The organism is Aeromicrobium sp. Leaf291 (assembly GCF_001423365.1).
Taxonomy (GTDB): Bacteria; Actinomycetota; Actinomycetes; order Propionibacteriales; family Nocardioidaceae; genus Aeromicrobium.
This window is the reverse complement of sequence record NZ_LMNM01000001.1, coordinates 221,533-231,991: the sequence shown is the minus strand read 5'-3', so window position 1 is coordinate 231,991 and position 10,459 is coordinate 221,533. Positions and strand designations below refer to the sequence as shown.

The 10,459-nt window shown below is 72.9% G+C and carries 10 protein-coding genes; 3 read left to right on the top strand and 7 right to left on the bottom strand.

Annotation, left to right across the window (positions count from 1 at the left end; translation table 11 throughout):
- The 3 genes from ASF35_RS01135 to ASF35_RS01125 are packed head-to-tail and all read left to right on the top strand — an operon-like array spanning nucleotide 1 to nucleotide 4,106.
- Nucleotides 1–1,152, top strand: coding sequence for an ABC transporter ATP-binding protein (locus ASF35_RS01135; protein WP_055961584.1), 1,152 nt, complete (start codon nucleotides 1–3; stop codon nucleotides 1,150–1,152).
- 1 nt (nucleotide 1,153) lies between these two features.
- Nucleotides 1,154–2,911: an iron ABC transporter permease gene (locus tag ASF35_RS01130; RefSeq protein ID WP_055961581.1), complete on the top strand. Its 1,758-nt coding sequence runs from the start codon at nucleotides 1,154–1,156 to the stop codon at nucleotides 2,909–2,911.
- A gap of 46 nt (nucleotides 2,912–2,957) precedes the next feature.
- Nucleotides 2,958–4,106, top strand: a complete 1,149-nt coding sequence (locus ASF35_RS01125) for an ABC transporter substrate-binding protein (protein ID WP_055961577.1) — start codon at nucleotides 2,958–2,960, stop codon at nucleotides 4,104–4,106.
- Nucleotides 4,107–4,259: 153 nt separating this feature from the next.
- On the opposite strand, the gene ASF35_RS01120 is transcribed toward ASF35_RS01125, so the two are convergent.
- From ASF35_RS01120 to ASF35_RS01090, 7 genes are read right to left on the bottom strand one after another with little or no spacing between them, the layout of a single operon-like run.
- Nucleotides 4,260–4,721, bottom strand: coding sequence for a MaoC family dehydratase (locus ASF35_RS01120; protein WP_055961573.1), 462 nt, complete (start codon nucleotides 4,719–4,721; stop codon nucleotides 4,260–4,262).
- Nucleotides 4,718–5,929 carry an acetyl-CoA C-acetyltransferase gene (locus ASF35_RS01115; protein ID WP_055961569.1) on the bottom strand — a complete coding sequence of 404 codons (1,212 nt, stop codon included), beginning with the start codon at nucleotides 5,927–5,929 and terminating at the stop codon, nucleotides 4,718–4,720. Before ASF35_RS01115 ends, ASF35_RS01120 begins: the two co-directional genes overlap by 4 nt.
- On the bottom strand, nucleotides 5,926–6,813 hold the full coding sequence (locus tag ASF35_RS01110) for a MaoC family dehydratase N-terminal domain-containing protein (RefSeq protein WP_055961567.1): 888 nt from the start codon (nucleotides 6,811–6,813) through the stop codon (nucleotides 5,926–5,928). Before ASF35_RS01110 ends, ASF35_RS01115 begins: the two co-directional genes overlap by 4 nt.
- Nucleotides 6,810–7,550 (bottom strand): 3-oxoacyl-ACP reductase FabG, encoded by a 741-nt coding sequence (gene fabG / locus ASF35_RS01105; RefSeq protein ID WP_055961563.1) that lies wholly within the window; start codon nucleotides 7,548–7,550, stop codon nucleotides 6,810–6,812. The genes ASF35_RS01110 and fabG overlap by 4 nt, the downstream gene beginning before the upstream one ends.
- Nucleotides 7,547–8,386, bottom strand: a complete 840-nt coding sequence (locus ASF35_RS01100) for a CoA ester lyase (protein ID WP_055961560.1) — start codon at nucleotides 8,384–8,386, stop codon at nucleotides 7,547–7,549. The genes fabG and ASF35_RS01100 overlap by 4 nt, the downstream gene beginning before the upstream one ends.
- The gene (locus ASF35_RS01095; RefSeq protein ID WP_055961557.1) at nucleotides 8,383–9,603 is read right to left on the bottom strand and encodes a CoA transferase; all 1,221 of its coding nucleotides are present in this window, start codon (nucleotides 9,601–9,603) and stop codon (nucleotides 8,383–8,385) included. Before ASF35_RS01095 ends, ASF35_RS01100 begins: the two co-directional genes overlap by 4 nt.
- Nucleotides 9,600–10,382 carry an enoyl-CoA hydratase/isomerase family protein gene (locus tag ASF35_RS01090; protein ID WP_082495295.1) on the bottom strand — a complete coding sequence of 261 codons (783 nt, stop codon included), beginning with the start codon at nucleotides 10,380–10,382 and terminating at the stop codon, nucleotides 9,600–9,602. The genes ASF35_RS01095 and ASF35_RS01090 overlap by 4 nt, the downstream gene beginning before the upstream one ends.
- Nucleotides 10,383–10,459 lie beyond the last annotated feature (77 nt).

Genomic DNA, 10,459 nt, shown 5'->3' with positions numbered 1-10,459 from the left:
ATGGACGTCACCATCGAGAACCTGTCGCTGCACTACGGCGACTTCCAGGCGGTGAAGGACCTGTCGCTGGACATCGCCGACGGCGAGTCCATCGTGATGCTGGGCCAGTCCGGCTGCGGCAAGACCAGCACCATGCGGTGCGTCGCCGGGCTCGAGGAGCCGTCGGCGGGGCGCATCAGCATCGGCGGCCGCGCCGTCTTCGACGCCGACGCGGGCACCCGGGTCCCGGCCAACAAGCGCAACGTGGGCCTGGTGTTCCAGTCCTACGCCGTCTGGCCCCACCTCACGGTGCTGGAGAACGTGGCCTTCCCGCTGCGCATGCAGAAGGTCGCGAAGGCGCAGCTGCGCGAGAAGGCCCTGACCACCCTGCGGACGGTCGGCCTGGAGGACCAGGCCGACAAGAGCGCGAGCGCACTCTCGGGGGGCCAGATGCAGCGTGTCGCCCTGGCCCGCAGCCTCGCCATGGAACCGGCCATCATGCTGCTCGACGAGCCGCTGTCGAACCTCGACGCCCGCCTGCGCGACGACCTGCGGGTCGAGCTGCGTCGCCTGCAGCTGGACCTGGGCCTGACCTCGATCTACGTGACCCACGACCAGAGCGAGGCGCTGGCCCTGGCCGACCGGGTCGCCGTGATGCAGCACGGGCGCATCGCGCAGCTGGCCCGGCCGACGGAGATCTACGACACCCCGGCCTCGGCGTCGATCGCGGCGTTCCTCGGCGTGCTCAACATCTTCCCGGTCCAGCCCGGGACGGGTCACCGCCTCGTGTCGACCGAGCACCCCCTGGAGCTGGTCAGCGAGTCCGCCGGTCTCGGCGACGTGCCGGCCAGCGTGAGCATCCGGCCCGAGCACGTCCGGGTGACGCTCGACCGGGACGCGCAGGTCGCCAACGCCTGGGAGGGCACCGTCGGCGTGACGGTCTTCCAGGGTGCGACCACCCGCTGCTCGGTGACCCTCGACGCCGGACCGGTCGTGGAGGCCACCCTCGCGGGCTCGGCGGTCAACGTCTTCCACCCCGGCGACCGCGTGTTCGTGCAGGTCGACGCGCGCGACGTGAAGGTCCTGCCCGACGAGGTGCCCGGGATCGTCCCGGACCTCCCGACCGCCGAGGCGCCCGCCGAGCTGGTCGGCGCCGGCCAGGCGGGTGAGTGAGATGGCCTCCGCCCTCGTCGACGCACCCGCCGCACCGTCGCCCGCACCGTCCACCGGGACGAGTGCCCCGAGGACCCGCGCCGGGTTCATGCGCCGCTGGCTCGGCTCCGGCCTGCTGATCGCCTTCCTGGCGTTCCTCATCCTGGTGCCCGCCGGCTTCGTGCTGCTGGCCTCCATGACCGGCTCCGTGCCGCGGCCGGGCAACATCAGCCTCTCGCCGACGCTCGGCAACTTCGGGGTCCTCGGTGTCCCCGAGGTCCGGCAGGCGTTCGTCAACTCGATGGTCATGGCCATCGCGGCCACGCTGCTCGCCGGTCTCATCGGCGGGACGCTCGCGTTCCTCGCGGCCCGCACCGACATCCGCATCCCGAAGTTCGTCTACCTCGTCGGCCTCATGCCGATGTTCCTGCCGTCCTACGTCGGCGCGCTGGCGTGGTCGATGCTCGGCAGTCCCAACGCCGGCCTGCTCAACATCGGGCTGCGCGACGTCGGTCTGCCGGCGTTCGTGAACATGTACTCGATGCCGGGCCTCGTGCTCGTCTTCGCGATGTACTACGCGCCCTACACCTTCCTCATGGTGCACGCGGCGCTGTCGCTCATGAGCCCCGACCTGGAGGAGGCGGCGCAGATCCACGGGTCGTCGACCCGCACGATGCTGCGACGCATCTCCTTCCCGCTCGCCCTGCCGGCGGTGCTCGGGTCGGCGATCCTCACCTTCACGCTGATCTTCGAGAACTTCCCGGTGGCGCAGGTGCTCGGCACGCCCGGCGGGGTCGACACCCTGCCGACCTTCATCTTCCGGCTGCTGAACGCGACGCCGTCGCGCGGCAACGAGAGCGCCGCCATCGCCGTGGTGCTCGTGGCGGTCGTCATCATCGCGACCACGCTGCAGAACCGCGTCATCGCCAAGCGGTCGTTCACGACGGTCACCGGCAAGGGCGTCAAGAACAAGAAGATCGCGCTCGGTGCGTGGCGCACGCCGGCCCTCGTCGCGGTGCTCGGCTTCTTCACGCTGTCGATCCTGCTGCCGCTGCTGGCGCTCGTCGTCACGGCCGGTCGCACGAGCCCGTACATGTCCTCGATCGGCGACCTGTTCCAGCCGGGTGCGTTCGACCTGTCGATCGTCGGCACGGTGCTGCAGTCCAGCAGCTTCCTCGACGCCACCGGCAACAGCGTCGTGGTCAGCGTCATCGCGGCCTCGGCCGGCACGGTGCTCGCCTTCCTCTGCGGCTACGCGGTCTACCGCACCACCGTCAGCGGCCGTCGTCTGATCGAGGGCATCTCGATGGTGCCTCTCGCCATCCCCGCGGTCGTGCTCGGCATGGGACTGCTGTGGACGTGGTTGGTCATGCCGATCCCGCTCTACGGCACCCTCGCGGTGATGGCGATCGCCTTCATCGCGGTGCAGTCCCCGCAGGGCTTCCGCGGGATCGCATCGTCGATCCTGCAGACCGATCGCGACCTCGAGGACAGTGCCGTCATGCTCGGCGCCAGCCGCACCCGCGCGATCCTCGCGGTCACCGTGCCGCTCATGAAGGTCGGGCTGCTGTCGACGTTCGTGCTGCTGCTCATGCTCAGCATGCGCGAGCTGACGGTGCCTCTGTTCCTCTACACGACCGACACCAAGATCCTCTCGATCGCGATCTACGACGCCTTCGAGAACGGCGGAGCCCTGCGCGGTGCGGCGGCCATGAGCCTTCTGTACTGCCTCGTCATGTTCGTCCTCTCCTACATCCCACGGCGCCTGGCGAACCGCTGACACCCCTCACCACCCGACCCCCTGCAGGACGTCCAAGGAGGACGACATGAAGAAGCCCACCAAGACCCTCGCCGTGGCCGCGGTCGCGGCGGTGTCCCTCACCCTCGCCGCATGCGGCGGCGGAGGAGAGGGCTCCAGCAGCGCCGGCGCGGGCAGCGCCGCCGAGGAGATCCTCGCCATGCCGGAGATCGACGACTCCGACGGACTCGTCATCGACGGGGAGCAGGTCGCCGACGCCGAGCTGCTCGAGGCCGCCCGCGAGGAGGGCTCCGTCGGTTGGTACACCGCCTCCGGTGCCGAGAGCGCCGAGGTCACGGCCGCGCGCTTCGAGGCCGAGACCGGCGTCGACGTCGACATGACGCGGATGCCGTCGGGCAAGCTCTCCGAGCGGGTGCTGAGCGAGGCCGGCGCCGGCCGCCTCGAGGCCGGCGTGGTGACCATCACCGACCCGGTGCTGGCCGAGGAGTTCGCCGAGGCGGGCGTGTACGCGCCGTACGAGGTGACGTCGAGCGACGCCCTGGCCGACACCGAGGGTGTCGTCTACGAGGACGGGCTCTACTACGCGCCCTACTACTCGGCGTACGCGTTCTCCTACAACAACCAGGTGGTGCAGAAGGGCGACGCCCCGAAGGACTGGTCGGACCTGCTCGACCCGAAGTGGAAGGGCAAGGTCGGCATCGTCAACGCGGGCGCCGGTGGCACCGTCCAGGGCCTCGCGAAGTTCCAGGAGGAGCTGGACGCCGACTACTGGGAGAAGCTCGCCGCCCAGGAGCCGCGCATCTTCGACACCACGAGCGTGCAGCTGGAGGCGCTCGCCCGCGGCGAGATCGAGGTCGCGACCTCGGGCTTCAACAGCACCTACGGTGCCGAGGTGGCCGGTGCGCCGATCACCCTCGTCGTGCCGCCGAGCGGTGTCTCGGGCACGTACAACATGCAGGGCGTCACGGAGGCCGGCCTCGACTCCGCGGCGGCCAAGCTGTTCCAGGACTGGACGATGTCGACGTCGGGCCAGCGGTTCGCGGCGGCGCAGGGCTTCGTGGCAGCACGCACCGACATCCCCACGACGAGGACCGGGTCGTACGAGCTGCCGTCGGGCGACTCCGACGGGCTCGAGCTCTACACGCCGGAGCAGGCCCGCACCGAGGGCGCCGACATCGTGGCGCGGTGGAACCGGGCGTTCGGCTACAGCGGCTGACGCACGACGAGCGCGGACGGGGCGGGTGGCGCACGGCGCCACCCGCCCTCGTGCTGCGTGGCTGGGACGGCGCCGGGCATGAGCGCGCGCCCCGCCGGTGGGTGAGTCCGGGCCGGCGAGGCGCGCGGGTCGGGGGTGGCCGCGAGGCGGGGCTCAGGCCAGGATCAGCGACAGCTTGTCGGCCACGCAGACCGGGCGGTCGTGTCCGTCGCGCAGCATCGTGAAGCGGAACGTCACGAGCCAGGAGCCGTCGCGTTCCTGCACGTCGGTGACGCGGCAGGACAGACGCAGCGTGGAGCCCACCGGGACCACGGCCGGGAATCGGACGCGCTCGAACCCGTAGTTCACGCGCGCCGTGCCCAGCTCCACGGAGTAGAGCTCGGGCGCCAGCGCCGTGACCAGCGACAGCGTCAGCTGGCCGTGGGCGATGACACCGCCGAACGGACCGGTCGCGGCGCGCTCGGGGTCGACGTGGATCCACTGGTGGTCGCCGGTGACGTCGGCGAACGCGTCGATGCGCTGCTGCTCGACGACCAGCGGGCCGCTCGGGCCGAGCTCGACGCCCACGAGCGCGTGCAGCGCCTCCGGGGAGTCGATGACCGCCGGACCGCTCACGCGCCGACCCGCTCGAAGACCGCCGAGATGCCCTGGCCGCCGCCGATGCAGAGCGTCACCAGCCCGTACCGGCCCTCGCGGCGCGCCAGCTCCTGCGCCATCGAGCCGACGAGCCGGGCACCGGTCGCGCCGACCGGGTGGCCAAGAGAGATGCCGGACCCGTGCGGGTTGATGCGCGGGTCGTCCGGCTCCACGCCCCACGTGCGCAGCACGGCCAGCACCTGGGCGGCGAAGGCCTCGTTGAGCTCCACGACGTCGAGGTCGTCGAAGCCGATGCCCGCCCGGCCGAGCGCGTCGGCCGTGGCGGGGACGGGACCGATCCCCATCGTCTCCACCGGCACGCCGGCGACGGCCCAGCTGCGCAGGGCGACGAGCGGGGTGAGCCCGTGACGGGCGGCGAGCTCGGGGGTGGTGACGACGCACATGGCGGCCGCGTCGTTCTGCCCGCTCGCGTTGCCGGCGGTGACCGTCGCCTCTGCGTCGACCTTGCCCATGATCGGCCGCAACGCGCCGAGCGACTCGAGCGTCGTGTCGGCGCGGGGGTGCTCGTCGACGTCGACGACCGTCTCGCGCCGGCCCGAGCCGACGGTGACCGGCACCATCTCGTCGGCGAAGATCCCCGCCTGCTGGGCGGCCACGGCGCGCTGGTGCGACTGCACCGCGAGAGCGTCCTGGTCGTGCCGGGAGATGCCGTGCTCCCGCCGCAGGTTCTCGGCCGTCTCGATCATGCCGCCCGCCACGGGGTGGAAGCGGCCGCCCGCCGTCTGACGAGCCCGCACGAGGGCGTCGTGCATCGTGACGCCCGTGCGCGCACCGCCCCAGCGGATGTCCGTGGAGTAGAAGGGGACGTTGCTCATGCTCTCGGCGCCGCCGGCGACGACCAGCTCCGCCGCGCCGGTCTGGACGGCCATGGCCGCATTGACGACGGCCTGCAGGCCCGACCCGCAGCGCCGGTCGACCTGCTGGCCGGCCGCGCGGATGCCGAGCCCGGCGTCGAGGGCCGCCACGCGTCCGATCGCGGGGGCCTCGGCGTTCGGGTTGCAGTGCCCCAGGATCACGTCGTCGACCGCATCGGACGGGAGCCCCGTGCGCTCGACGAGCGCGGTGAGGGTGGTGGCGGCCAGCTCGACCGCAGTGGCCGCGGCGAGGGAGCCGCCGTAGCGGCCCACGGGGGTGCGCACGGGGGCGCAGATGACGGCGTCGTTCACGAGGTCTCCTCGAGGTGGTGGTGGGCAGTGACGGTCGAGACCGGCTCGGCGGCGTGGTCGGGGTCGTCGGTGGGACCGGGTCGGCGCGCCTCGACGGTGCAGCCCTGGCCGGAGTCGGCACCGGGATCCACGACGTCGAGGTGCGCCCGCTGGCCCGCGACCAGGGCGGAGCGGCCACGGTGCGCGACGCGGCGCAGCGGTCCGCCCCGGCGACGGGCGACCTCGGCGAGGGCGAGCGCCAGCAGCGGGCCGTGGACGACCAGTCCGGCGTAGCCTTCCGTGCCGGTCGCGTAGGGGTGGTCGTAGTGGATCCGGTGGGAGTTGCAGGTGAGTGCGCTGAACCGTGCGAGCAGCGGGGCATCGGCACGGAAGTCCCAGGAGGCCCGCTCGGTCGAGGACAGTCCGGCAGGGCCGTCGTCGGGGGAGGCCGGGACGCCCGCGCCCGGCGGTGACGGTGCGACGAGACCCGCGCCGGCCCGGTAGACGAGGTCGAGCCGCTCCTGGACCGCGGGGCCCTGGTCGTCGTGCACGGTGTCGCGGACGGTCACGAAGCGCAGGGGCCCCGAGCGGCCCTGCGTGTCGCGCACGTCCTCGACGACACGTTCGATGCCGACCTCGGCGCCGATGCGCAACGGGCGCAGCACCGCGACCTCGCCGCCGGCGAACATCCGGCGCGGCAGGTCTCGGCGCGTCGGCAGGCCGTCGTCGATCGCGTGCCCGTCGGGTCCGAGGGCCGACAGGGGCACCCACCGTGCCAGAGCAGCCCAGTGCCACAGGGCCGGCAGGGGTGCGCCGACGGAGGTGTCGACGTCGTCGGCGCCGATCAGGTCGGCCAGGCCGGCGACGGCGAGCGGGTCGACCGTGCGCGTGGGACGTCCGCTCACATGAACCGTCCGCCGGTGACCTCGGCCACCGTGCCGGTCATGTAGGACGACATGGCCGAGGCGTAGAACAGGGCGACCTGGGCGACCTCCTCGGGCTCCCCGGCCCGCTGCATCGGGATCTCGGCCATCTTGCCGTCCCAGGCCTTCTGCGGCATGGCCCGTGTCATGGCCGACGCGACCAGGCCCGGCTGGATGGCGTTGACGCGCACTCCGTGGTGGGCCATCTCCTTCGCCGCGGCCTTCGTCAGCCCGACGATGCCGGCCTTGGCGGCGGAGTAGTTGGTCTGCCCCACCATGCCGACCTTGCCCGAGAGCGAGGAGATGTTGACGATCGCGCCGCTCTTGGCCTCCCGCATGTGGGCGGCCGCGAGCCGGGTGCCGTTCCAGCACCCCTTCAGGTGGACGGCGATCACCTGGTCGAAGGCCTCCTCGCTCATGGTGCGCATCGTCGCGTCGCGGGTGATGCCTGCGTTGTTGACCATCACGTCGAGCCGACCCCAGCGCTCCACGGCCGCGTCGATCGCGCGCTGGACGTCGTCGGCGCTGACGACGTCGCAGGCGACGGCGAGAGCCACGTCGTCGCCCCCGAGCTCCGCGACGGCCTTGCTCGCAGCGTCGGCGTCGAGGTCGGCGACCACGACGCGTGCCCCGGCGTCGACGAACGCGTGGGCGATGGCGAGACCGATGCCTTGGGCGGCGCCGGTGACGACGGCGACCTGGGAGTCGAGCAGGGTCATGCGGGTTCTCCTTCGGTGGGGGACGGTGCGGCAGAGGACGTGGAGCTGTGTCGGCGTCCTCGCGCGAGGACCTGACGGGCGCGGGCGAGGACCGGGGCGTCGACCATCTGCCCGTCGACGACGGCGACGCCGTCACGCTCGGCGCCGACGACCGTGCGGGCCCAGGCCAGCTCCTGCGACGACGGCGCGAACCGGTCCGCCGCCGTGGTGACCTGGTCGGGGTGGATGCACAGCTTGCCGCGAAGGCCCAGGCGCTCGGCGCGGGCGAGGTCGGCGACGAGGCGGTCGGGGTCACGAAGCTGCGGGGTGACCCCGTCGACCGGGCCCACCAGGCGGGCTGCGGCCGAGGCCACGACGAGGGCCGCGCGGGCGTGGTCGACGACTTCGCCGACGTCGGGATCCACCCCGAGGTCCGTGGCGAGGTCGAGGTGGCCGAGAGCCAGGCGGGTGACCGACGGCGAGGCGGCGACGTCGACGGCGTCGATCAGGCCGCGCGCCGTCTCCACCAGTGCGAGGACCTCGACGGCGACCTCGCCGAGGGCGACGACGGCCGCGCGGTCGGCCTTGGGCAGCATCACCGGCAGCCCGTGCTCGACCGCCATCGCGACGTCGGCACGGTGCCACGTGGTGCCGACGGCGTTGACCCGCACGGCCACACGCGCGCCTGCCGCGGCGGCCTCGGCGACGAGGGCACGGGCAGCGTCCTTCGCGTCGGCGGCCACGGCGTCCTCGAGGTCGCACAGCACCGCGTCGGCACCGGAGGCGAGGGCGCGCTCGAACCGGTCGGGTCGGTCGCCCGGCACGAAGAGCAGCGTGGTCGCGTCGGCCAGGCTCACGCGACGTCCTGGCGGGCGATCACTCCGCGGTCGCTGAGGCCGCCGATCTCGGCGTCGCCGAGCCCCAGCTCCTCGGTGAGCACGGCGAGGGTGTCCGACCCGAGCTCCGGAGCGGGCGAGGGCCAGACCGTGTCGTCGCCCCAGCGCAGCGGCGACGACGATGCGGCCATCCGACCCACGCCGGGCTGCTCGATGTCGCGCAGGACGGGACGGGCGGCGTCACGGGCGACCTCGCCGGCCTGGTCGACCGACAGGTACGGAGCCCACAGGACTCGTGCCTCGTCGAGCAGCGCGGCGAGGTCGTCGATCGGTCGGGCGGCGAACCAGGGCCGCAGGATCGAGGCGATCGTCTCGCGCAGCTCGTAGCGGGCCGCCTCGTGGCGCAGGTCCACGTCGAGTGCCTTCTCCAGCGCGGCGAACACGTCCACGGTCCCCGTGACGGCGCACAGCGCGTGCCACTGGCCCTCGGTCAGCGCCACCACCATGACGCGCTCGCCGTCGCGGCTCGCGAAGTCGGTGCCGAAGCTGCCGAAGACGTGGTTGCCGTGCCGCTGCCGGCTGTGGCCGGCCTCGTCGGCCTCGGCGAACCAGCCGAGGGCGCCGACGGAGGAGACCGCGACGTCGTACAGAGCGAGGTCGACGTGGCTCCCGATGCCGTCGGCGCGACGCTTCTGGAGCGCGGCCAGGACCGCGACGGAGGCGTGCAGCCCGGTGAGCAGGTCCCAGGCCGGCAGCACGTGGTTGACCGGGGTGTCGAGGAACTCCGGGCCGGTCATGTCGGCGATGCCGACCGAGGCGTTCACGGTGTAGTCGACGGCCGGACGACCGCCCGGGAAGCCCTCCACGTGCACGGAGATGGCGTCGGCGCGCACGGCGGCGAGGTCCTCGTGGGTCAGCCGGTTCCTGCCGACGACGTTGTCGAGGTAGATGCCCCGCCCCGGGCCCTCGCGGGTGGCCAGGGCGAGCAGCAGCTCGCGGCCCTCGGGGGTGCGGTAGTCGAGCGCGACGGACCGCTTGCCCTTGTTGAGGTTGGCCCAGTAGAGGCTGGCGCCGGACCGGCTCAACGGCCACCGTCCGAAGTCGCTGCCGCCGCCGGGCAGGTCCACGCGCACCACGGAAGCGCCGAGCTGGGCCAGCGTCATGCCGCACGTCGGGCCCGCCACGAAGGTGGCACACTCCACGACCTCGATGTCCACGAGCGTCTGCCCCGGCGTCATCGGTACACCGGGTCCCGGCGCGCGGCGAAGGCGGCGTGGCCCTCCGCGGCATCGCGTCCGTGACCCGCGAGCGAGACGCCCACGCGCTCCTCGCGCAGGAACGCCTCGAGCCCTCCGTGCTCGGCCACGTCGCACATCCAGCGCGTCACCGCGAGCGACTCCAGGGGGCCGGACGCCAGGTCCGCGGCCAGCTCGAGGGCCACGGTCGTGGCGCTGCCGGTCGGGCAGACCCGGGTGACCAGGCCGGCGTCGTAGGCGTCCTGCGCCGCGAGACGTTCACCGAGGAGCAGGTGCCGGGTCGCGGCCTGGCGGCCGAGGGCGCGCGTCAGGTGCCACGCGACCCCGCCGTCCGAGGCGAGACCGCGACGGGCGAACGGTGCGAGGAAGAACGCGTCGTCGGCGGCCACCACGACGTCACACCCGAGCACGAGACCCCAGGCGGCGCCGATCGCGTAGCCGTCCACCGCCGCGACGGTCGGAGCCGCTGCGGCGCGGATCTCGCGGACCGCGCGGTGGATGAGCGAGAGCCGAGCGGCGGGGCCGAACAAGCCGTCGGAGGGGCCGGGCATCGTGCCGACGTCGCCTCCCGACGAGAAGTGGAGGTCGCCGCCGGTGAGCACGATGGCGCGGGCACGAGGCGCGTCGACGGCGAGTGCGTGCAGCAGCTCCTCGACCAGCTGGTGGTCGAGGGCGTTGCGTCGGTGCGGACGGTCGAGCCGGAGCTCGAGCACGTCCTCGTGCCACGTGACGCGCAGGACGGGAGAACCTGGAACAGACATCAGCCTACATTCTATATAATGTGTACTAACAGTGTGCCGCGTCACGTCGCGCGTGGCAAGAGACCAGGACGACACGA

Coding starts and splice junctions, on each gene's coding strand:
- ASF35_RS01135 (WP_055961584.1), top strand. CDS start 1: ATGGACGTCACCATCGAGAACCTGTCGCTGCACTACGGCGACTTCCAG.
- ASF35_RS01090 (WP_082495295.1), bottom strand. CDS start 10,382: ATGTCTGTTCCAGGTTCTCCCGTCCTGCGCGTCACGTGGCACGAGGAC.
- ASF35_RS01095 (WP_055961557.1), bottom strand. CDS start 9,603: ATGACGCCGGGGCAGACGCTCGTGGACATCGAGGTCGTGGAGTGTGCC.
- ASF35_RS01125 (WP_055961577.1), top strand. CDS start 2,958: ATGAAGAAGCCCACCAAGACCCTCGCCGTGGCCGCGGTCGCGGCGGTG.
- fabG (WP_055961563.1), bottom strand. CDS start 7,550: ATGACCCTGCTCGACTCCCAGGTCGCCGTCGTCACCGGCGCCGCCCAA.
- ASF35_RS01130 (WP_055961581.1), top strand. CDS start 1,154: ATGGCCTCCGCCCTCGTCGACGCACCCGCCGCACCGTCGCCCGCACCG.